We start from the raw sequence: 20,708 nt of genomic DNA, 5'->3' as shown, positions 1-20,708 counted from the left end.
TGTGTTGGCCATAAAAAATGCCGCTCATGGGAGCGGCATTTTTGTTCAGGCTAAGCTTATTCCGAAGCCACGGCATTCTTCGCCAAAATCGCATTCGCCAGTTCCATGTCCGTAGCCTGCAGCCCCGGGTTGTCGGCGCGAACCTTCTGCATCGCCGCTTCCAGGTACGGGCCGCGGATGCCGCCGTCACTGGCGACAAAGCTGCCGGCATCGTCCTGGGCAGCGACGATCAGCTTGTGATCCTTGAACGTCAGGTAGGTCGAACCGGTGGTTGCACCGGAGGAAATGACGTTACGCCAAAAGCTATCGGCCATCGCCGAACCGACAGGCAGGGACAACAGGGCGATGGTAGCGACAGCAAGTTTGAGACGCATGATGGGTGACTCCACTGATTAACTGCGGTGTTGGATTGTCGTCCCTCAATCGAGTTCCCTCCCGGCCGGGCTACTTCTGCTCGCTCTGCGGCGTCACCCGCAACACCTCCTCGATGGTCGTCAAACCGGCCGCCACTTTCTGTGCACCCGACAGTCGCAGGCTGCGCATGCCTTCCTTGAACGCCTGGCGCCGCACCGCCAGCAAGTCGGTGTCGGGATTGATCAGCGCCTTGAGGCCGTCGCTCAGTTGCATGATTTCGTACACCCCGGCGCGACCGTGATAGCCGGTATCGCGGCATTCCAGGCAGCCAATGGCGCGCTGGGCGTTGCCAGGCAGCGGGGCTTGCCAGGGGCGGGTCAGGGTTTGCCAATCCTCTTCAGCCAAGGCTTGCGGGGCCTTGCAGTGTGGGCACAAGGTGCGCACCAGGCGCTGGGCCATGACGCCGAGCACGGTGGCCTTGATCAGGTAATGCGGCACGCCGAGTTCCAGCAGGCGGCTGATGGCGCTGGGCGCATCGTTGGTGTGCAGCGTCGACAGCACCAGGTGTCCGGTCAGCGCAGCCTGGATGGCCATCTCGGCGGTTTCCAGGTCGCGGATCTCGCCGATCATGATGATGTCCGGGTCTTGCCGCATCAGCGCCCGGACGCCGGCGGCGAAGGTCAGGTCGATGTTGTGCTGGACCTGCATCTGGTTGAACGCCGGCTCGACCATTTCGATCGGGTCTTCGATGGTGCAGAGGTTGACCTCCGGCGTCGCCAGCTTTTTCAACGTGGTGTAGAGCGTGGTGGTCTTGCCCGACCCGGTGGGGCCGGTGACCAGGATGATGCCATTGGGCTGGCCGGTCATGTCCTGCCAGCGTCGCAGGTCGTCGGCGGAAAAGCCCAGCTGATCGAAGTCCTTGAGCAGCACCTCCGGGTCGAAGATGCGCATGACCATTTTTTCGCCAAAGGCCGTGGGCAGGGTCGAGAGTCGCAACTCGACTTCGCCGCCCTCCGGGGTCTTGGTTTTCACCCGGCCGTCCTGGGGTTTGCGTTTCTCTGCGACGTTCATTCGCCCGAGGCTCTTCAGGCGACTGACGATGGCCATGGTCACCTGAGGAGGGAATTGGTAGACGTTGTGCAGTACGCCGTCGATACGAAAGCGCACCGTGCCCTGTTCGCGCCGGGGCTCGATGTGGATATCGCTGGCGCGTTGCTGGAAGGCGTACTGGAACAGCCAGTCGACGATATTGACGATGTGCGCGTCGTTGGCATCGGGCTCCTGATCGCTGGCGCCGAGGTTGAGCAACTGTTCGAAGTTGCCCAGGGTGTTGACCTGCTGATCGCCGCTATTCGCGCCGGTGACCGATTTGGCCAGGCGGAAAAACTCCACGCTGAAACGCTGGATGTCCACCGGGTTGGCCACCACGCGCTTGATCGGTAGCTTCAGCACGTGGGTCAGGTCGGTTTCCCAGGCGGTGACGTAGGGCTGGGCGCTGGCGATCGTCACTGCGTCGCGATCGACCGACACCGCGAGGATCTTGTGGCGCTGGGCGAAGGCGTAGGACATCAGCGGCGTCACGGCCGCGACGTTGATTTTCAGCGGGTCGATCCGCAGGTAGGGCTGGCCGGCCTGCTGGGACAACCAAAGGGTCAGGCTTTCAAGGTCCAGGTGCTTGCCGGGACGGCTGAGGTCGTCCAGGTGTTGGCTGGCGATGAACTCCAGTGGGTGCATCTGGCCATGGGCGGCGTGACGGCGTCGGGCATTGAGCGCCTGTTCGGCCGAGTCCTGGCTGACGAAGCCCTGGGCGACCAGTTCACGCAGCACATCATTGAGATCCAGCCAGCGGTCCTGAAAGGCGATTTGTACGGACATGCGGGCTCCTTTGAACGACAGTGCGCAAAGGATAGTCGTGACCCTGCAGGCCGTTGGGCCACTACCCGACGAAGCCGTATCGGTTTTTTTCAGCCGGCTGCCTGGGCCGCTTCAACCCACGCCGAATCAACGCTTTGCAGCTCGACCGAGCAAACGCTGATCAGGTTTCGAAGTTTTTCCGCGATCACCTGGGCGCGATGCCAGCTCAATCCGTCGATGACGATATCGATCGCCAGCAAGTCCTCCTGGCGCTGCACCTGCACCTGTTCTGGTGTCAGGAACTGCAAGGCGAACAGATTGAGCGCACGGCACAGCAGATCTGGCTCGGCTTCGGCCAGCAATTGGTAGTGAACGCGGCAATGGGCGTTGCTGGCACTCCAGGCATCAAAGCGGGTCGGCGAGGTATTTACGGCTTCCAGGTACGGCATGCTCGGTCTCCAAGTTGTTGGAGAAATTTTTACATTCGCCGCCGGGTATTTCTTATCTATGATTAGGCATATTGCGGCTTTGTTGAATAGTGCAATTCACACAATTATCGGTTGAAGGTTTTTTTATGCACAGCGAGCTGGACAACTACGACCGCAGGATTCTCGCCTTGCTGCAAGAGGATGCTTCGCTCTCGAGCGCGCAGATCGCCGAGCAGGTGGGGCTTTCGCAGTCGCCTTGCTGGCGAAGGATTCAGCGGATGAAGGAGGAGGGGATCATTCGTGGCCAGGTCACCTTGCTCGACCGCAAGAAAATCGGCCTGAACACGCAGATCTTTGCCCAGGTAAAGCTCAACGCCCATGGCCGCTCGAACTTCACCGAATTCACCGAGGCGATTCGAGGGTTTCCGGAGGTGCTGGAGTGTTACGTGCTGATGGGGGCGGTGGATTTCATGCTGCGCATCGTTGCGGCGGACATCGAGGCGTATGAGCGGTTCTTCTTTGAGAAGCTATCGCTGGTGCCGGGGATACAGGAGGTGAACTCGGTCGTGGCGTTGTCGGAGATCAAGTCGACCACCAGTTTGCCGGTCTGAAATCCATCGCCAGCAGGCTGGCTCCCACATTGGTTTTGTGTACGCCACAAATCCCCAGTGGGAGCCAGCCTGCTGGCGATAGCGGTATTACAGACGCAGAAGCATCTTCCAGGCACGATTCTGATACACCGCGATCGCCTGCTGCTTGCGCGCATCCAGGACTTCATCGGTGATCGGCTCGTTGGCCAATTGCGCCAGTTTGTTCAGCTCGCCATACAGGCGATCCATTTCCGGGATCTCCAGCACGTTGCGTGCGTGATGCAGCCACACCTGGATGCGTTCGATGCGCGGCAGTTGCTCGGCCAGGTCTTCCGGCTGCTGCTGGTAACGCTGCAATTGCAGCGAAGTGGCTTCTTCGCCCAGCAGGCGTGGCAGCCAGCTGCCCAATTGCGCGGCGCCCTGGCGATTGCCGCGGGTGTTGCGGTCGGCGGTCCAGGTGCGGGCCAGCAACCAGCGCGAGGTGTTCAGGGAGAACAGGCCCCAGCGAGGGTCTTCGAGTTCTTCGAGGAACTGCTCCGGCGCGGCCTTGCGCACGTCTTCGTCGTCCAGGCCGGCCTGGACCAGCGGGCGCCAGTCTTCCAGCAAGGCGTCGAGCGCAACTCGCAGATCGTGGGTCGACTGACGTGGCGCGGCTTGGCCGAGGCTGCTGATCAGCGCGCGCATTTCAGCCAGGCTCTCGACCCAGTCCTGCAACAGGCGCCAGTGACCATTGAAGCGATACTGCTCGGCCAGGCGCTGGCTGCTGCCCAGCAAGTGCCAGCTGAGCGCGGCGAAGGCGTCGTCCAGTGGCGTTTCGGCGCTGATCTGCGGTGCCGGCAGGCTCAGCGAGTAGCTGTGGGCGTCGTACAGGCGATAGCCGCGTTCGGCCTTGCTGATGTCGCATGGCATCAGGGCCAGTTTCTCGGCCAGTTCGGCGGCCAGTTCCAGGAGAGCGGCAGGCTCGCCTTCGCGCAATTCCAGTTCCAGTTCGCAGATTTCTTCTTTCTGCTTGCCGACCACCACATGGCCCAGGTCCAGCGCCGCTTCGATGACCACCTTGGTCTTGCCACGGCCCCAGGCGATTTCCGCGCGCTCGCGGACGAAATCGGTGGTGAAGATGGCTTTCAGGGTTTTCTTGTCCAGTTCAGCCAGCTCTTCGGGCCAGCATTCACCGTCGAGTTTTTTCAGATCGAGCTTGGCTTTCGGCAGGTTCCAGTCGTACTCGTTACGTACGGACAGGCCGGCGACGCTCTGGCCGCGGGTCTTGAGGGTCTGGATCACTTCTTCGCCATCCTTGCGCAGGCGCAGGGCGACTTTGGCCCGGGCCAGGTCCCGCTCCGGGGTGTCGAAGTATTGATTCATCAACTCACGGCGTTCCCAGCCACTTTTGTTGCGTTTTTTCAGTAAGGGGTGCTCGCGCAGGGCGGCGAGGGTTTCGCGGCTGACGCGGAGTTTGATTTCGGTTTCTTTCTGCATGGCCGGAAAATCCAGGATCGGGAGCGCAGCCGGGGGAAAAGGTGGCTGCCAAGGCCGTGCAGTGTACAGGACTCGACCTGCCTACGCCGCGCGACGGTTTATTCCTGTCACCGGATGGCTCTATGATGGACTTCAATCCGGGAGTTGGAGTCAGCGATGCCTTTGCCGTCCATGAAAGATCAGTTCGCTGCGCTGATCGCTGCACCATCCGTCAGCTGCACCCAGGCAAGCCTCGATCAATCCAATCGTCCGGTGATCGACCTGCTGGCCGCCTGGCTCGGCGACCTGGGCTTTGCCTGCGACATCCAGCAGGTCAGCCCCGGCAAATTCAACCTGCTCGCCAGTTTTGGCAGCGGGCCCGGCGGGCTGGTGCTCGCCGGTCACAGCGATACGGTGCCGTTCGATGGCGCGCTGTGGCAGACCGATCCGCTGAAGCTGACCGAGGTCGACGGGCGCTGGGTCGGCCTGGGCAGTTGCGACATGAAGGGCTTTTTCGCCCTGGCCATCGAAGCCGTCAAGCCGCTGCTCGACCAACCGTTCAAGCAGCCGCTGCTGATCCTGGCCACCTGCGATGAAGAAAGCTCGATGTCCGGCGCCCGGGCGCTGGCCGAGGCGGGGCGCCCGCTGGGGCGTGCGGCGGTGATCGGCGAGCCGACCGGGCTCAAGCCGATCCGCATGCACAAAGGCATCATGATGGAGCGCATCGATATCCTTGGGCAAAGCGGCCACTCCTCGGACCCGCGCCTGGGTCACAGCGCGCTCGAGGCCATGCACGATGCCATCGGCGAACTGCGCGGCCTGCGCCTGCTGTGGCAGCGCGAATTCCGTAATCCGCAGTTCAGCGTGCCGATGCCGACGATGAACTTCGGCTGCATCCATGGTGGCGACAACCCCAACCGTATCTGCGGCCAGTGTTCGCTGGAATTCGATCTGCGGCCGTTGCCGGGGATGGATCCCAAAGTCCTGCGTGCCGAGATTCTGCAGAAGCTCAAGCCGATTGCCGAACGCCATCAGGTCAAGATCGATTACGCACCGCTGTTCCCCGCCGTGCCGCCTTTCGAACAGGCTGAGGATGCGGAGCTGGTGCGCATTGCCGAAAAGCTCACCGGCCATGCCGCCGAAGCAGTGGCATTCGGCACCGAAGCGCCTTATCTTCAGCGCCTTGGCTGCGAAACACTGGTGCTCGGCCCGGGCGATATCGCCTGCGCCCACCAACCGGGGGAATTCCTCGAAATGTCACGTTTGCAGCCTACGGTGCATCTATTACGTCAGTTGATTGAACATTACTGCCTGACGCCGGCCAAAGAACTGGCGTCTGTCGGTTGAACGCAAGCCCTTGTAGGAGCTGCCGAAGGCTGCGATCTTTTGATCTTGCTTGTAAAACAAAGATCAAAAGATCGCAGCCTTCGGCAGCTCCTACAGGGGTTCTCGATTAATTTGTCAGGTTCAAAACCCGTATTCATGAGGAGAGCGCGCGTGTCGCCAAGCCTGTTCCGACGATAACCATCAGCCCGCTGTGCGTTTTACTGTTTCGCCCTTTTTTCGGCTGCTATTTATTACAGGCCCAGGTTCATGCCCGAATACGTCAATTGGCTTCGTCATGCTTCGCCCTACATCAACGCCCACCGCGATTGCACCTTTGTCGTCATGCTGCCCGGCGACGGCGTTGAACATCCGAACTTCGGCAACATCGTCCACGACCTGGTGCTGTTGCACAGCCTCGGCGTGCGCCTGGTGCTGGTGCACGGTTCGCGCCCGCAAATCGAAGCACGCCTCGAGGCTCGCGGCCTGACCCCGCATTACCACCACGGCATGCGCATCACCGATGCCGCGACCCTGGAGTGCGTGATCGATGCGGTCGGTCAACTGCGCATCGCCATCGAAGCGCGCCTGTCCATGGACATGGCGTCGTCGCCGATGCAGGGCTCGCGCCTGCGGGTGGCCAGCGGCAACCTGGTGACTGCACGGCCGATCGGCGTGCTGGAAGGTGTCGACTATCACCACACCGGTGAGGTGCGTCGGGTTGATCGCAAGGGCATCAATCGCCTGCTGGACGAACGCTCCATCGTGCTCCTGTCGCCGCTGGGCTACTCGCCGACCGGTGAAATTTTCAACCTCGCCTGTGAAGACGTCGCTACGCGCGCGGCCATTGACCTGGGCGCGGACAAGCTGCTGCTGTTTGGCGCCGACCTTGGCCTGATCGATGAACACGGCCGGCTGGTCCGCGAGCTGCGTCCGCAACAGGTGCCGGCGCATCTGCAGCGCCTGGGCAGCAACTACCAGGCCGAGCTGCTCGATGCCGCCGCTGAAGCCTGCCGTGGCGGCGTGGCCCGCAGCCATATCGTCAGCTACGCCGAAGACGGTGCGCTGCTGACCGAGCTGTTCACCCGGGACGGTGGCGGCACGCTGGTGGCCCAGGAGCAATTCGAGGTGGTGCGCGAAGCGGCCATCGAAGACGTCGGCGGCTTGCTGGACCTGATCAGCCCGCTGGAAGAGCAGGGCATTCTGGTACGCCGCTCGCGCGAAGTGCTCGAGCGGGAGATCGAGCAGTTCAGCGTGGTGGAGCGTGAGGGCATGATTATCGCCTGTGCGGCGCTGTACCAGATCGCCGACTCCGATGCCGGGGAGCTGGCGTGCCTGGCGGTGAACCCGGAGTACCGCCATGGCGGTCGCGGTGATGAACTGCTCGAGCGCATTGAAACCCGTGCACGGGCCCAGGGGTTGAAGACCTTGTTCGTGCTCACCACGCGCACGGCGCACTGGTTTCGCGAGCGCGGCTTCGTGCCGAGCAGCGTCGATCGCCTGCCATCGGCGCGGGCGTCGCTGTACAACTATCAGCGCAATTCGAAGATCTTCGAAAAAGCCCTGTAACCACGATACGGTCTCTGTAGGAGCCGGCTTGCTGGCGATAGCGGAGTGTCAGGCATCATCCATGTCGATTGACACGCCGCCATCGCCAGCAAGCCGGCTCCTACAGATCGGCTTCACTCTGCTACAAATTTCGCGCTGACATACGGCGAATAGTCCGGCAGTACTGTCTCGACTTTCCCCTGTTCCTTCAAGAACTTCGCCGTCTCGCCAATCGCCTGCGCCGTACCACCGGCCAGCAGGGCGCCGGTCTGTTGTGCCTTGGCATCCGGGAACGCGGACCCAGCCAGCAGTTCCGGCACGTCGGCGGCGTTGGCACCGGTCAGTTTGGCGATTTTCTGCACCGGCACCGAATCGGCGGTCCAGCTGTCCTTATGCGCCGCATAGTCGGCAAATGAGTCCAGGGTGACCTTGGCGAAGCGGGCGATGACCTCCGGGTGTTTCTCGGCGTAATCCTTGCGCGCGACCCACACTTCGAAGGTCGGTGCACCCCATTGGCCGACCTGCGCGGCATCGGTCAAGGTCTTGCCAGTCTTGCGAATTTCCCCCAGGGCGGGCGACCAGACGAACGCGCCGTCGATGTCTCCGCGCTTCCACGCGGCGGCAATTTCCGCCGGTTGCAGGTTCACCACTTTGACTTTCGACGCATCCAGGCCCCAGTGCTTCAACGCGCCCAACAGGCTGTAGTGGGACGTGGAAACGAACGGGGTGGCGATGGTCTTGCCGATCAGATCTTGCGGTTTATCGATGCCACTGCCGTTGCGCACCACCAAGGCCTCGGCGGCGTTGATCTGTGCGGAAACGAGGAAGGCGACGATCGGCAGATTGCGCGACGCCGCGGCGGCCAGTGGGCTGGAGCCGAGGTTGCCGATCTGCACATCACCGGAGGCGATGGCGGTGACCACTTCCGGGCCACTGTTGAAACGTCGCCAGTCGATTTTCTCGCCAATGGTTTTTTCGTAAAGGCCATCGGCCTGCGGGACTTTGCTGGGGTCGATACCGGTCTGGTAGCCAACCGTGAGGTTCGCCGCATGGGCGGAAAAAGAAAAAATCAACGATACACAAACTGTAACAAATGGTCGGGATAGTGCGCGCTTGGTCGTCATGGCGTCGGCCTTTTCGATAGGTTTTGTGGCGGAATTGCTACTAAACCTAATCGATCTAAAAAACGACTAATAAATACCATTTAGGAATTAGCTTATGAGTCAGCCGCTCTATCCTGAGGTAGGCAAGACGGTGAGCTAAATTCCTAAAAGGTATGAGAAAAGAATTTATCCGTTCTTTTCAGGTTTATGACGAACTCATGACCTGGCATGGACCAAAAAACCGGTGATTAGACTATGGTCGTAGACACACATAGTTACGATTGACTTGTGAGTCACGCTGCGGCGCTAATCGCGAATCTTAGGATCAGGGGCAATTGACCCCCGGCCAGGAATACAAGAATTAGAGACGAGAGGAGTTTAACAATGAACAAGTCCACCTTGGCCCTGGCCGTGACGGTAGGGGTTTTGGCGCAGCAGGCAGGCGCCGCCGGTTTCATCGAAGACAGCAAGGCTTCCGTCAGTTCGCGTACCTATTATTTCGACGCCGATAAGCGTGAAGGCGCGAGCACGCCTGCCAACCGGCAGCGAGAGGCCGCTGAAGGTCTCAAGTTCGACTTCCAGTCCGGCTATACCCCGGGTACTGTCGGTTTCGGTATCGACGCCCAGGCGCTGGTCGGTATCCACCTGGACGGTGGCAAGGGCCATCACCCGGACAACAACTCCTTTACCCCAAGCGATTCCGATGGTTCTGCAGAGAGCTCGTGGAGCCGTCTGGCGGGCAACGTCAAGGCACGTGTCTCGAAGACCGAGGCCCACCTCGGTGGCGCCCTGCAACCGAACATGCCGATCCTGATCGCGAACGACAGCCGCGTGCTGCCACAGACCTTTGAAGGTGGCACCATCACCTCCAAGGAAATCGACAACGTAACCTTTAACGTGGGTCAGTTGGAGCACGCGACAGGTCGCGCCTCTTCCAACAGCACTGGCCTTGCCGTGGCTGGCGGTACTCAGGACAGCAACCAGTTCCGCTACGCCGGTGCTGACTGGAAGGTCACCAAGGACCTGTTGCTGCAGTACTACTACGCGAACCTGGAAGACTACTACAAGCAGAACTTCCTCGGCCTGGTGCACGTTTATCCGATCGCAGCCAACCAGTCGTTCAAGACCGACATTCGCTATTTCGACAGTAGCTCCGACGGCAAGAACGGCCAGGCCGGCTACCAGTTCAACAACAACAACGGCTACGCCAAGACCCCGGGCGAGGTCGATAACAAGACCTGGAGCGCCACGTTCACCTATACCCTGGGCGGCAGTGCATTCCTGCTCGGACATCAGCGTGTCAGCGATGACGGCGGCTTCGTCTTCCTCAACCAGGGCAACGTTGTCGATGGCAACGGTCGCAACGAAGGTGCTGGCGGCGCCAGTTTCTACTCCTTCACCGATGCCACTGTGGCCAGCTTTATCCGTGCCGGTGAAAACACCACCTACGGTCAATACTCCTATGACTTCGCTTCGCTGGGCGTGCCAGGTTTGAAAGCGTCGGCTGCCTACCTGTATGGCCGGGACATCAAGGCCACCAATGGCGTGGGTGATGACCTGAACGAGCGCGAGACCGACCTGCGTGTGGATTACGTGATTCAAACCGGTCCGCTTAAAGGGTTCGGCACGACGCTGCGTCACGGTATGTACCGTGGTAACACCAGTACCCTTGATGAAGACCAGACCCGTCTGATCTTCAACTACACCTACGCCTTCAAGTAAGCCGTAGCCAAAAGCCTCGTCACCGGACGAGGCTTTTTTTCGCGTGCATTTTTATATTCCATAAACAATGCATGTGATGATTTTTTATTCTTTTTAGCTTTTTACTAATCCGCTTAAAGTAAGGCCATCCGACACGCACCGTAAGCCTCGGATCGAGCTTCACATCCCCGAACACCCAACAACACCGGAATCGGTTTTATCGCCGACAACCTCGGGTCAGCGCTGTCGGGTCATATTCCTAAATGCGATTAAAATTAATTTTGCAATTCTTTTTAGGATTATGAAGGAGTATTCTGCGCGGCCAAAAAAACGACCGATCCAGACGGTCTGGCGCCAATGGCGCTTGCGGATCCAGGGCATTCGACCCAGGACCAGGAATTAGAAAACGATAGGAGCGAAACAATGAACAAGTCCACCTTGGCCCTGGCTGTGGCCGTAGGGGTTTTGGCGCAGCAGGCAAGCGCCGCCGGTTTCATCGAAGACAGCAAGGCAACGTTGGGGCTACGCAACTTCTACATCAACACCGACTACCGTGACGGTACCGGTCCGAACAAAAACGAAGAATGGGGCCAGGGCTTCGATCTGCGTTTCACCTCCGGTTACACCCAAGGCCCGGTTGGCTTCGGTATTGATGCGATCGGCCTGTTGGGCGTGAAGCTGGATTCGGGTGGCGGCACCAACGGTGCTTCCAACAACTCCTACGGCGGTACTGTTTTCCCGAGCAAGTCCAACGGCGAAGCCGTTGATAACTTCTCCAGCCTGGGCCTGACTGCCAAAGCCAAGATCTCCCAGACCGAGCTGAAACTGGGCACCCTGCAGCCAAAACTGCCAGTGATCGTGACCAACGACGGCCGTCTGCTGCCACAAACCTGGCAGGGTGGCCAACTCACCTCGGGCGACATCAAGGACCTGACCCTGATCGGTGGCCAGATCGAGCAGGTCAAAGGCCGTAACTCGAGCAACAACGAACAGCTGTCGATCTCGGGCGCCAACAGCCGTGCCACAACAGGTCGTGACAGCAACAAGTTCATCTACGCCGGTGGTGACTACAAGCTCACCAAAGACCTGACGGCCCAGTACTACTACGGCAACCTCGAAGAGTTCTACAAGCAACACTTCCTGGGCCTGGTGCACAACTGGTCAATCGGCCCAGGTGTATTGAAGTCGGACCTGCGCTACTTCAACAGCACCGATGACGGTGCCAACGGCCACGATCCGCTGTACTACACCACCGGCAATTACAACGCGCCGAGCGGTAAAGGCAAGGTCGACAACAACCTGTACAGCGGCCTGTTCCTGTACACCGTTGCCGGTCACACCTTCGGTGGCGGTTACCAGGTCAGCAACGGCAGCAGCGACTTCCCTTGGCTGAACCAGGGCGACGGATCGTCGGCCTACATCATCACCGATTCGCAAATCCAGAAGTTCGCCCGTGCCGGCGAGCGCACCTGGCAGGCACGCTACTCCTATGACTTCGCCAAGCTCGGCGTGCCTGGCCTGACGGCGGGTGTGGTGTACCTGCATGGCGATGACATCGATACCGTCAACGCTGCCGGTCGTGAAGCGGCCAGCGGCGCTTCCGAATGGGAACGCGACCTGACCGTGGGTTACGTGGTCCAGTCCGGTGCGTTGAAAAACCTCGGCGTGATGTGGAAAAACGCCACCTGGCGCACCGATCTGCCGAATACTCGCTCCCAGGACGAGAACCGCCTGATCGTCAGCTACTCGATCCCGCTGCTTTAACAGCGCTTGGGTAACCAAAGGTAAAAAAAGCCCCACCCGGCATCACGCCGGGCGGGGCTTTTGCGTTTTCGAGGCGGGCTCACCCCCGTAAACCCGCCAGGAAAGTCCCCTCTTTTGCAGCAACTCAAGGCCTTCTCGAACCTTGGGGCCGATGTTCGGCGCGATGGCTTCGCGCGTCCAGTGAAGAGAAGTTTAATATTCGTTTTTGTGCTAAATAAATCGATATTTATTCTTTTTAATAGATAAGAAATACAGGCACAGTTGAGCTCATCAAGCACTCACAAGGAGCAGCACCATGGGCCTCAGACTCGGCGATATCGCCCCCGATTTCGAACAGAATTCCAGCGCTGGTGCTATCCAGTTCCACCAGTGGTTGGGCGATAGCTGGGGTGTGCTGTTTTCCCATCCGGCCGACTTCACGCCGGTTTGCACCACCGAGCTGGGCTTTACCGCCAAGCTGAAAGATGAGTTCGCCAAGCGTGGGGTCAAGGCCATCGCCCTGTCCGTCGACCCGGTGGAATCGCACCACAAGTGGATCGAAGACATCAACGAAACCCAGGGCACCCTGGTCAATTTCCCGATTCTCGACGACGCCGACCGCAAGGTCTCGGACCTGTACGACCTGATCCATCCGAACGCCAACGACACCCTGACGGTGCGTTCGCTGTTCGTGATCGACCCGAACAAAAAGGTCCGGCTGACCATCACCTACCCGGCGAGCACCGGGCGCAACTTCCATGAAATCCTGCGGGTGATCGACTCGCTGCAACTCACCGACAACTACAAGGTGGCCACCCCGGCCAACTGGCAGGACGGTGACGAGGTGGTGATCGTGCCGTCGCTCAAGGATGAAGACGAAATCCGCCAGCGTTTTCCCAAGGGCTATCGCGCGGTGAAACCGTACCTGCGCCTGACGCCGCAGCCAAACAAATGAGTCATTGAGCTTTGTGCTGTGGCAGATGCCGCCTTCGCGAGCAAGCCCGCTCCCACAGTGACCGCGTACTCCCTGTGGGAGCGGGCTTGCTCGCGAAGACGGCGGTCAGGCAACGCAGTGTCAAGAGTGAAATGCATCCATAAAGCAGGGGATTTCAGGTCGTTTTAACGGCCTGTTTTTTTGCCTGGAAGAAACTGACTCGCATATCTCTTAAACGAATAACCAAATGAATAAATATGATTTATAGATATATAAATCACCTGTTAAGGTCACTCCATCAAAGCGAGATCGCAAGCCGCGAATCGCCAACACCGTTTAAGGAAGTCTCTCAATGCTGGTCGTCTCACTGGGTGGCAGTCCCAGCCAGCGCTCCCGATCCGGGGTGCTGCTGGATCGCTCCCGACGTTGGTTACAAGAGCGGGGCGTGGAAGTGGTGAGTTATCAGGTACGGGACTTCCCGGCCGAAGACTTGCTGCACGCACGCTTCGACAGCCCGAAGGTCGTCGATCTGCTGCAACAGATTGAAAACGCCGATGGCCTGCTGATCGCCACGCCGGTGTACAAGGCTTCGTTTTCCGGAGCCCTGAAAACCGTTTTGGACCTGCTGCCCGAACGCGCCCTGAGCCACAAGGTGGTGCTGCCGATGGCCACGGGGGGCAGCATTGCCCACATGCTGGCGGTGGATTATGCCCTCAAGCCGGTGCTGTCGGCATTGAAAGCCCAGGAGCTGCTGCAAGGGATTTTCGCCGTCGACAGCCAGATCGCCTACGGCGAAGGCAGCGCCCTGGCGCAGTTGGCGCCGGAGCTGGAGCAACGACTGGACGAGTCGCTGGAGTTGTTTTTCAGCGCCATGGCACGACGGCCCAGGCCGCTTGATCCGAACCTGTTGAATGATCGTTTGTTGAGTGCTCGCTGGAGCATTTAAGCCTCATCGAAATTTGAAGTACTGGCCTTACTCGCCCGCCAACGGGCAAGCAGGTGCAGCCAAAACCCCACTGCAAAAAGGAGAGCGCCATGCGCCCTGTCATTTTGCGTCGCGGTCTGGTCGCTCTGTTTGCTGCGGCTGTCACCTTCGGCGCCATTACTCAAGCTCAAGCCGAGACACTCCGTATCGGTTATCAGAAATACGGCACCCTGGTGCTGCTCAAAGCCAAAGGCACCCTGGAGAAACGCCTCGCCGCCCAAGGCGTCGACGTGCAATGGACTGAATTCCCCGGCGGCCCGCAACTGCTCGAAGGCCTGAACGTCGGCTCCATCGACTTCGGCGTCACCGGCGAAACCCCGCCCGTGTTCGCCCAGGCAGCGGGCGCGGATCTGCTCTACGTCGCCTACGAACCGCCAGCGCCGCACAGTGAAGCGATCCTGGTGCCGAAGGACTCGCCGATCAAATCGGTGAAGGACCTCAAGGGCAAGAAAATCGTGCTGAACAAAGGCTCCAACGTGCACTACCTGCTGGTGCGCGCCTTGGAAGACGCCGGGCTCAAATACACCGATATCCAGACCGTCTTCCTGCCGCCGGCCGATGCCCGCGCCGCGTTCGAGCGTGGCAGCGTCGATGCCTGGGTCATCTGGGACCCTTACCAGGCCGCCGCCGAACAGCAGCTGCAAGCGCACACCCTGCGCGATGGCCAGGGCATCGTCGACAACCACCAGTTCTACCTCGCCACCAAGCCCTATGCGCAGAAAAATCCTGAGGTGATCAAGACCCTCGTGGAAGAAGTGCGGGCAGTCGGCGAATGGTCCAAAGCCAACCCTGAAGACGTGACCAAACAGGTTTCGCCACTGCTCGGCCTGCCGGCGGACATCACCCTGACTTCGGTGAAACGCCAGGGCTACGGCGCGTTGTTCCTGACCCCGGAAGTGGTCGCCGCCCAGCAGAAAATCGCCGACAGCTTCTACCAGCTCAAGCTGATTCCCAAGCCGCTGAGTATCAAAGACGTGATCTGGACGCCACCGGCGGCCGTTGCCCAAAGCTCAGTAACCAAAGCTCAGTAACCAAAGCTCTGTAACCAAAGCCCAGTAAATTCGAACCCCCAAGGAGACCACTCCATGAGCCTCAATATCTTCTGGTTCCTGCCTACCCACGGCGACGGCCATTACCTTGGCACCGCCGAAGGCGCTCGCGCCGTCGATCACGGTTACCTGCAACAGGTCGCGCAAGCGGCGGATCGACTGGGCTTCGGCGGGGTGCTGATTCCCACCGGGCGTTCCTGCGAAGACTCGTGGCTGGTGGCGGCGTCGCTGATCCCGGTGACCCAGCGTTTGAAATTCCTCGTCGCCCTGCGCCCCGGGATCATTTCCCCGACGGTGGCAGCGCGGCAGGCCGCGACCCTGGATCGTCTGTCCGGCGGTCGTGCGCTGTTCAACCTGGTCACCGGGGGCGACCCGGAAGAGTTGGCCGGCGACGGTCTGTTCCTCAGCCACGAAGAGCGCTACCAGGCCTCGGTGGAATTCACCCGCATCTGGCGTCGGGTGCTGGAAGGCGAAACCGTCGACTACGACGGTCAGCACATCAGCGTGAAGGGCGCCAAGTTGCTCTATCCACCGATCCAGCAACCGCGTCCGCCACTGTACTTCGGCGGTTCGTCGGAAGCGGCGCAAGACCTCGCAGCCGAGCAGGTCGAAATGGTCCTGACCTGGGGTGAGCCACCGGCGGCCGTTGCCGAGAAAATCGCCCAGGTGCGCGCCAAGGCCGCCAAGCTCGGGCGCACCGTGCGCTTCGGTATTCGCCTGCATGTGATCGTGCGTGAAACCAACGCCGAGGCCTGGCAAGCGGCTGATCGATTGATCTCGCACCTGGACGACGACACCATCGCTCGTGCCCAGGCTTCGCTGGCGCGCTTCGATTCCGTTGGCCAGCAGCGCATGGCCGCACTGCACGGCGGCAACCGCGACAACCTGGAAGTCAGCCCCAACCTGTGGGCCGGTGTCGGTCTGGTACGCGGCGGTGCCGGCACGGCGCTGGTGGGCGATGGCCCAACCGTGGCCGCCCGTGTGAAGGAATACGCGGACCTGGGTATCGACACTTTTATCTTCTCCGGATATCCACACCTGGAAGAGTCGTATCGCGTCGCCGAGCTGCTGTTCCCACACCTGGATATCGAACGTCCGGAGCTACCGAAAAGCGCCGGCTACGTCAGCCCGTTTGGCGAGATGGTCGCCAACGACATTCTCCCTAAAGCCGCGTCCCAGAGCTGAGGCGCGCCATGAAGAAGATCATTCACAGCCTTGCGCCCTGGGCGTTGCCAGTCTTGCTCTTGGCGGTGTGGCAGTTGTCGGTGTCGGCGGGCTGGTTGTCGACGCGGATTCTGCCGGCGCCCATTGCCGTGATCGAAGCCGGTGTGAACCTGGTGCGCAGCGGCGAAATCTGGACGCACCTGGCAATCAGCGGCTGGCGCGCGGCGCTGGGTTTCGCCATCGGCGGCGGCATCGGGCTGACCCTGGGTTTTATCACCGGCCTGTCGAAGTGGGGCGAACGCCTGCTCGACAGCTCGGTGCAGATGATCCGCAACGTGCCGCACCTGGCGTTGATTCCACTGGTGATCCTGTGGTTCGGCATCGACGAGTCGGCGAAGATTTTCCTGGTAGCGCTGGGCACCTTGTTCCCGATCTACCTCAACACTTATCACGGCATCCGCAACGTCGATCCGGCGTTGGTGGAAATGTCGCGCAGCTATGGTCTGTCCGGCTTCAGCCTGTTCCGCCAGGTGATCCTGCCGGGGGCGCTGCCCTCGATCCTGGTCGGTGTGCGTTTTGCCCTGGGTTTCATGTGGCTGACGCTGATCGTCGCGGAAACCATTTCCGCCAGTTCCGGCATCGGCTACCTGGCGATGAACGCCCGGGAGTTCCTGCAGACCGACGTGGTGGTGCTGGCGATTCTGCTCTACGCGGTGCTCGGCAAACTGGCCGACCTCGCCGCCCGTGGACTTGAACGTGTGTGGCTGCGCTGGCATCCGGCTTATCAGGTCGTCAAGGGAGGTGCCGCATGACGGCTCAACAACCTCCACGCCTGCTGCGCGGAATTCCGCTGGCGGTGCGCAAGCTGCAAAAAACCTTCGGCTCGCGGCAGGTGCTGCGTGAGATCGACCTGCACATTCCGGCGGGTCAGTTCGTCGCGGTGGTCGGTCGCAGTGGCTGTGGCAAAAGCACCTTGCTGCGTTTGCTCGCAGGCCTCGACCAGCCCACCGGTGGTGAATTGCTGGCCGGCTCCGCGCCGCTGAGTGAGGCGCGGGAAGACACTCGCTTGATGTTCCAGGAAGCGCGTCTGTTGCCGTGGAAAAAGATCATCGACAACGTCGGCCTGGGACTCACGGGCAACTGGCGGCCAAAGGCGCTGGAAGCGCTGGAAGCGGTCGGCCTGGCGGATCGCGCCAACGAGTGGCCGGCGGCCCTGTCCGGTGGGCAGAAGCAACGGGTGGCGTTGGCTCGCGCATTGATCCACCAACCGCGCTTGCTGCTGCTCGACGAACCTTTGGGCGCCCTGGATGCGCTTACGCGAATCGAGATGCAGCAGCTGATCGAGCGGCTCTGGCAACAGCACGGCTTCACCGTGTTGCTGGTGACCCACGACGTCAGTGAAGCGGTGGCAATTGCCGATCGGGTGATCCTGATCGAAGACGGCGAAGTCGGCCTGGACCTGCACGTGGAACTGCCGCGCCCTCGGGTTCGCGGCTCCCATCGGCTGGCGGCGCTGGAAACCCAAGTGCTCAACCGCGTGCTGTCACTGCCCGGCCAACCGCCGGAACCGGAACCTGTTTCACCCTTGCCTACGCAGTTGCGTTGGGCTCAATAACTCAAGCCTCAATCAACGACAGGAATCAATATCATGACTATCAAGGCCATCAACGTACGCAACCAGTTCAAAGGCTCGATCAAGGAAATCGTTCTGGGCGATGTGCTGTCGGAAATCGACGTGCAGACCGCTTCCGGGATCGTCACGTCGGTGATCACCACCCGTTCGGTGAAAGAGCTGGAGCTGGCGGTGGGCAGCGAAGTGATCGCGTTCGTGAAATCCACCGAGGTGTCGATCGCCAAGTTGTGATCGCCGGTGTTTTTAAAGTCAAAAGATCGCAGCCTGCGGCAGCTCCTACAGGGGAACGGATTCCTCTGTAGGAGCTGCCGCAGGCTGCGATCTTTTAAAGCGCAACGCGCTTTGGCAGGTAAGGCGGCAAATACAGCCCCAGGTACGCATCAAACACCCGCATCCCTTCCTCGGCCATGCGCGGCGTGATCTGCCCATGCTGCTGCACCGAGCGCGCATACACCCGGTCACCGAGCTCCATGGCCAGCGCAAACACATCGACATCGTTCGGCAGCTTCGGCAGCTCGAAGTGGTGGTCGAACAGCTTGTGCATCAGGTCGCCCAGTTCGATGTCGTGCTGGCGGTCGGCCTGGGTGACTTCGGTCAGGCCGTGTTGGGCGAGGATGAGTTGGCGGGCGGCGGCGTCTTCGCTGTAGATCTCGAGCATGCGTTGCTCCACCAGTCGCGACAGGTCACGCCAGCCGCTCAAGGCGCCATGGTCGATGGGCTCTTGCAGGCAGCCGCGGAAGGCCGCGTGGACGTCGGCGGTCAGCGCTTCGAGCAGGGACGGGACGCTGGCGAAGAAGTGGTAGACGGAGGAGGGTGGGATCTGCGCGCGTTCGGCGACACTGTAGATCGACAGGCTGGCCACGCCCTCGGCGGCCAGCAGCGTGCGGGCGGCGTCGAGTATCGAATCGATCCGGGCCTGGCTGCGGGCGCGGGGTTTGCGAGAGGTGGCGGTGCGCGTCATTGGAGTCTCCTGCGGGGCAGGGGGCATTGTACGAGTCAGGTTGTGTGTTGTCTGCCAGGACGCCATCGCCAGCAGGCTGGCTCCCACAGGGATTTGCGGTGTACACAGACTTTATGTTCACTGGAGATCAACTGTGGGAGCCAGCCTGCTGGCGATCCGCCGCAGGCGGCCATAAAGAAACGCCGCCGGCTTATGACAGCCGGCGGCGTTTGTTTATTACTGCAACCGCTTAAACGGTATGCAGGTACCAGTTGTACTCAAGGTCGGAGATGGAGTGTTCAAACTCCTCCAGCTCACTCTCCTTGCAGGCCACGAAGATATCGATGTATTTCGGATCGATGTACTTGGCCATGACCTCGCTGTCGTCCAGCTCGCGCAACGCATCGCGCAGGTTGTTCGGCAGGCTCTGCTCGTTCTGCTCGTAGCTGTTGCCTTCCACCGGTGCGTTCGGCTCGATCTTGTTGACCAGGCCGTGGTGCACGCCTGCCAGGACCGAAGCCATCAGCAGGTACGGGTTGGCGTCGGCGCCGGCCACACGGTGTTCGATACGCACGGCATCGGCGGAGCCGGTGGGTACGCGAATCGCTACGGTGCGGTTGTCCAGGCCCCAGCACGGGGAGTTCGGCACATAGAACTGCGCGCCGAATCGACGGTAGGAGTTGACGTTCGGGCAGAGGAAAGCCATCTGCGCCGGTAGGGTCTCGAGCACACCGCCGATCGCGTGACGCAGCGCGGCGTTCTGCTCGGGATCCTCACTGGCAAAAATATTCTTGCCGTCCTTGTCGAGAATCGAAATGTGCACGTGCAGACCGTTGCCCGCCTGGCCCGGGTAAGGCTTGGCCATGAAGGTGGTGTCCATTTCATGGTCGTAGGCGATGTTCTTGATCAGGCGCTTGAGCAGTACGGCGTAGTCGCAAGCCTTGATCGGGTCGGCCACGTGGTGCAGGTTCACTTCGAACTGCGCCGGGGCACTTTCCTTGACGATGGCGTCGGCCGGGATGCCTTGCTCTTTCGCACCTTCCAGGATGTCCTGGAGGCAGTCGACGTATTCGTCGAGGTCGTCGATCAGGTAGACCTGTGTCGAGTGCGGGCGTTTGCCGGAGATCGGCGAGCGCGGCGGTTGCGGACGACCGTTCACGTTCTCCTGGTCGATCAGGTAGAACTCCAGTTCGAACGCGGCGCAGATGGTCAGGCCCATTTCATCGAACTTGGTCACGACTTGTCGCAGGACTTCCCGCGGGTCGGCGAAGAAAGGATCACCTTCGAGTTCGTGCATGGTCATCAACAGTTGCGCGGTGGGGCGCTTCTGCCATGGCTCGTTGCACAGGGTATCGGGGATTGGATAGCAGATTCGATCGGCGTCGCCGATGTCCAGGCCCAGGCCGGTGCTTTCCACCGTGGAGCCGTTGATATCCAGAGCAAATAGAGAGGCCGGCAGGTTGATGCCTTTCTCGTAAACCTTGTGGAGGCTGGTGCGTTCGATGCGCTTGCCGCGCACCACACCATTCATATCCGCAATCAGAAGGTCAACGTACAGAACCTCAGGATGTTCCTTAAGGAACGCGTTCGCTTCGTTAAGCTGAACGGCACGCGGGGGTACCGACATGATGCAACACCTTTGTTGTTAAAAATATCAATCATTGATCTTTTCGGATTCCAGTCAACCCGAACGGCTTGCCGAAGTCAAGCGAGGCCTTTTTTGCCCTAAAAAAGCGCTCGTGTGGCTTTTTTGGGGCGCTTTGGGGCGTTTTTATAGCCCTTGGCCGTTTAACCACCGCAAGCTTGAGCGGGCCGTGTTGTATTTTTTACGGGGGTGTTGTGTAAAAAAATGAACAAGGCTAAGCTCGAATCAAACCCATAACAGCAATAATACCGGGGTGCTT

Annotated in this window: 19 protein-coding genes; 12 read left to right on the top strand and 7 right to left on the bottom strand. The window is 60.4% G+C overall.

Annotated elements, in window-relative coordinates; all coding sequences use genetic code 11:
- Positions 1–56 precede the first annotated feature (56 nt).
- The 3 genes from ACM6I6_RS25745 to ACM6I6_RS25735 all read right to left on the bottom strand — a co-directional run bounded on the left by ACM6I6_RS25745 (position 57) and on the right by ACM6I6_RS25735 (position 2,657).
- Positions 57–377, bottom strand: coding sequence for a DUF2388 domain-containing protein (locus ACM6I6_RS25745; RefSeq protein ID WP_169857239.1), 321 nt, complete (start codon positions 375–377; stop codon positions 57–59).
- A 67-nt stretch (positions 378–444) separates the two neighbouring features.
- A complete protein-coding gene (locus ACM6I6_RS25740) occupies positions 445–2,229 on the bottom strand; it encodes a GspE/PulE family protein (RefSeq protein ID WP_414920888.1) in 1,785 nt (594 codons plus the stop codon).
- Between the two features lie 89 nt (positions 2,230–2,318).
- Positions 2,319–2,657: a hypothetical protein gene (locus tag ACM6I6_RS25735; RefSeq protein WP_274073640.1), complete on the bottom strand. Its 339-nt coding sequence runs from the start codon at positions 2,655–2,657 to the stop codon at positions 2,319–2,321.
- A 125-nt stretch (positions 2,658–2,782) separates the two neighbouring features.
- Here ACM6I6_RS25735 and ACM6I6_RS25730 point away from each other — a divergent pair, with 125 nt between their 5' ends.
- Positions 2,783–3,247, top strand: coding sequence for an Lrp/AsnC family transcriptional regulator (locus ACM6I6_RS25730; protein WP_274073639.1), 465 nt, complete (start codon positions 2,783–2,785; stop codon positions 3,245–3,247).
- An 87-nt stretch (positions 3,248–3,334) separates the two neighbouring features.
- On the opposite strand, the gene ACM6I6_RS25725 is transcribed toward ACM6I6_RS25730, so the two are convergent.
- Positions 3,335–4,702 (bottom strand): inorganic triphosphatase, encoded by a 1,368-nt coding sequence (locus tag ACM6I6_RS25725; protein WP_274073638.1) that lies wholly within the window; start codon positions 4,700–4,702, stop codon positions 3,335–3,337.
- Positions 4,703–4,858: 156 nt separating this feature from the next.
- On the opposite strand from ACM6I6_RS25725, the gene argE reads away from it, so the two are divergent.
- Positions 4,859–6,028 (top strand): acetylornithine deacetylase, encoded by a 1,170-nt coding sequence (argE, locus tag ACM6I6_RS25720; RefSeq protein WP_274073637.1) that lies wholly within the window; start codon positions 4,859–4,861, stop codon positions 6,026–6,028.
- A gap of 246 nt (positions 6,029–6,274) precedes the next feature.
- The gene (argA, locus tag ACM6I6_RS25715) at positions 6,275–7,573 is read left to right on the top strand and encodes an amino-acid N-acetyltransferase (RefSeq protein WP_008064942.1); all 1,299 of its coding nucleotides are present in this window, start codon (positions 6,275–6,277) and stop codon (positions 7,571–7,573) included.
- A 113-nt stretch (positions 7,574–7,686) separates the two neighbouring features.
- Here the strand turns inward: argA and tauA are convergent, their stop codons facing one another.
- Positions 7,687–8,676 (bottom strand): taurine ABC transporter substrate-binding protein, encoded by a 990-nt coding sequence (gene tauA / locus ACM6I6_RS25710; protein WP_414920887.1) that lies wholly within the window; start codon positions 8,674–8,676, stop codon positions 7,687–7,689.
- Positions 8,677–9,039: 363 nt separating this feature from the next.
- Between tauA and ACM6I6_RS25705 the strand changes: the two genes are divergently transcribed.
- The 9 genes from ACM6I6_RS25705 to ACM6I6_RS25665 all read left to right on the top strand — a co-directional run bounded on the left by ACM6I6_RS25705 (position 9,040) and on the right by ACM6I6_RS25665 (position 18,095).
- Complete coding sequence (locus ACM6I6_RS25705; protein ID WP_274073635.1) at positions 9,040–10,377, top strand: OprD family outer membrane porin; 1,338 nt, start codon at positions 9,040–9,042, stop codon at positions 10,375–10,377.
- A gap of 402 nt (positions 10,378–10,779) precedes the next feature.
- Entirely contained in the window at positions 10,780–12,120 is a 1,341-nt protein-coding gene (locus ACM6I6_RS25700; protein WP_414920886.1) for an OprD family porin, read from the top strand.
- A gap of 295 nt (positions 12,121–12,415) precedes the next feature.
- A complete protein-coding gene (locus tag ACM6I6_RS25695) occupies positions 12,416–13,054 on the top strand; it encodes a peroxiredoxin (RefSeq protein WP_274073633.1) in 639 nt (212 codons plus the stop codon).
- Positions 13,055–13,385: 331 nt separating this feature from the next.
- Positions 13,386–13,979 carry an NADPH-dependent FMN reductase gene (gene ssuE / locus ACM6I6_RS25690; RefSeq protein ID WP_323607221.1) on the top strand — a complete coding sequence of 198 codons (594 nt, stop codon included), beginning with the start codon at positions 13,386–13,388 and terminating at the stop codon, positions 13,977–13,979.
- Between the two features lie 89 nt (positions 13,980–14,068).
- Positions 14,069–15,049: a sulfonate ABC transporter substrate-binding protein gene (locus ACM6I6_RS25685; protein ID WP_414920885.1), complete on the top strand. Its 981-nt coding sequence runs from the start codon at positions 14,069–14,071 to the stop codon at positions 15,047–15,049.
- A gap of 54 nt (positions 15,050–15,103) precedes the next feature.
- Positions 15,104–16,252 (top strand): FMNH2-dependent alkanesulfonate monooxygenase, encoded by a 1,149-nt coding sequence (gene ssuD, locus ACM6I6_RS25680; RefSeq protein WP_166618582.1) that lies wholly within the window; start codon positions 15,104–15,106, stop codon positions 16,250–16,252.
- An 8-nt stretch (positions 16,253–16,260) separates the two neighbouring features.
- Positions 16,261–17,043: an aliphatic sulfonate ABC transporter permease SsuC gene (ssuC, locus tag ACM6I6_RS25675; RefSeq protein WP_274073629.1), complete on the top strand. Its 783-nt coding sequence runs from the start codon at positions 16,261–16,263 to the stop codon at positions 17,041–17,043.
- Complete coding sequence (gene ssuB, locus ACM6I6_RS25670; protein WP_406592315.1) at positions 17,040–17,846, top strand: aliphatic sulfonates ABC transporter ATP-binding protein; 807 nt, start codon at positions 17,040–17,042, stop codon at positions 17,844–17,846. The genes ssuC and ssuB overlap by 4 nt, the downstream gene beginning before the upstream one ends.
- A gap of 33 nt (positions 17,847–17,879) precedes the next feature.
- Positions 17,880–18,095, top strand: a complete 216-nt coding sequence (locus tag ACM6I6_RS25665) for a TOBE domain-containing protein (RefSeq protein ID WP_007967989.1) — start codon at positions 17,880–17,882, stop codon at positions 18,093–18,095.
- 94 nt (positions 18,096–18,189) lie between these two features.
- Here ACM6I6_RS25665 and ACM6I6_RS25660 read toward each other — a convergent pair whose 3' ends face one another.
- Both ACM6I6_RS25660 and ACM6I6_RS25655 read right to left on the bottom strand, forming a co-directional pair.
- Positions 18,190–18,825, bottom strand: a complete 636-nt coding sequence (locus ACM6I6_RS25660; RefSeq protein ID WP_414920884.1) for a TetR/AcrR family transcriptional regulator — start codon at positions 18,823–18,825, stop codon at positions 18,190–18,192.
- Positions 18,826–19,054: 229 nt separating this feature from the next.
- Complete coding sequence (locus tag ACM6I6_RS25655; protein WP_274073626.1) at positions 19,055–20,431, bottom strand: glutamine synthetase family protein; 1,377 nt, start codon at positions 20,429–20,431, stop codon at positions 19,055–19,057.
- Positions 20,432–20,708 lie beyond the last annotated feature (277 nt).

Source organism: Pseudomonas sp. IT-P218 (genome assembly GCF_949767605.1).
GTDB classification, from domain to species: Bacteria; Pseudomonadota; Gammaproteobacteria; order Pseudomonadales; family Pseudomonadaceae; genus Aquipseudomonas; species Aquipseudomonas putida_AE.
This window is presented reverse-complemented; position numbering and strand designations above follow the sequence as displayed.

Excerpts from the sequence above, each read along its gene's own strand:
- ACM6I6_RS25705 (WP_274073635.1), top strand. The coding sequence starts at position 9,040 with ATGAACAAGTCCACCTTGGCCCTGGCCGTGACGGTAGGGGTTTTGGCG.
- tauA (WP_414920887.1), bottom strand. The coding sequence starts at position 8,676 with ATGACGACCAAGCGCGCACTATCCCGACCATTTGTTACAGTTTGTGTA.
- ACM6I6_RS25665 (WP_007967989.1), top strand. The coding sequence starts at position 17,880 with ATGACTATCAAGGCCATCAACGTACGCAACCAGTTCAAAGGCTCGATC.
- ACM6I6_RS25725 (WP_274073638.1), bottom strand. The coding sequence starts at position 4,702 with ATGCAGAAAGAAACCGAAATCAAACTCCGCGTCAGCCGCGAAACCCTC.
- ACM6I6_RS25700 (WP_414920886.1), top strand. The coding sequence starts at position 10,780 with ATGAACAAGTCCACCTTGGCCCTGGCTGTGGCCGTAGGGGTTTTGGCG.
- ssuE (WP_323607221.1), top strand. The coding sequence starts at position 13,386 with ATGCTGGTCGTCTCACTGGGTGGCAGTCCCAGCCAGCGCTCCCGATCC.
- ACM6I6_RS25740 (WP_414920888.1), bottom strand. The coding sequence starts at position 2,229 with ATGTCCGTACAAATCGCCTTTCAGGACCGCTGGCTGGATCTCAATGAT.
- ssuC (WP_274073629.1), top strand. The coding sequence starts at position 16,261 with ATGAAGAAGATCATTCACAGCCTTGCGCCCTGGGCGTTGCCAGTCTTG.
- argA (WP_008064942.1), top strand. The coding sequence starts at position 6,275 with ATGCCCGAATACGTCAATTGGCTTCGTCATGCTTCGCCCTACATCAAC.
- ACM6I6_RS25730 (WP_274073639.1), top strand. The coding sequence starts at position 2,783 with ATGCACAGCGAGCTGGACAACTACGACCGCAGGATTCTCGCCTTGCTG.
- ACM6I6_RS25660 (WP_414920884.1), bottom strand. The coding sequence starts at position 18,825 with ATGACGCGCACCGCCACCTCTCGCAAACCCCGCGCCCGCAGCCAGGCC.
- ACM6I6_RS25735 (WP_274073640.1), bottom strand. The coding sequence starts at position 2,657 with ATGCCGTACCTGGAAGCCGTAAATACCTCGCCGACCCGCTTTGATGCC.
- ACM6I6_RS25685 (WP_414920885.1), top strand. The coding sequence starts at position 14,069 with ATGCGCCCTGTCATTTTGCGTCGCGGTCTGGTCGCTCTGTTTGCTGCG.
- ACM6I6_RS25655 (WP_274073626.1), bottom strand. The coding sequence starts at position 20,431 with ATGTCGGTACCCCCGCGTGCCGTTCAGCTTAACGAAGCGAACGCGTTC.
- ssuB (WP_406592315.1), top strand. The coding sequence starts at position 17,040 with ATGACGGCTCAACAACCTCCACGCCTGCTGCGCGGAATTCCGCTGGCG.
- argE (WP_274073637.1), top strand. The coding sequence starts at position 4,859 with ATGCCTTTGCCGTCCATGAAAGATCAGTTCGCTGCGCTGATCGCTGCA.
- ssuD (WP_166618582.1), top strand. The coding sequence starts at position 15,104 with ATGAGCCTCAATATCTTCTGGTTCCTGCCTACCCACGGCGACGGCCAT.
- ACM6I6_RS25695 (WP_274073633.1), top strand. The coding sequence starts at position 12,416 with ATGGGCCTCAGACTCGGCGATATCGCCCCCGATTTCGAACAGAATTCC.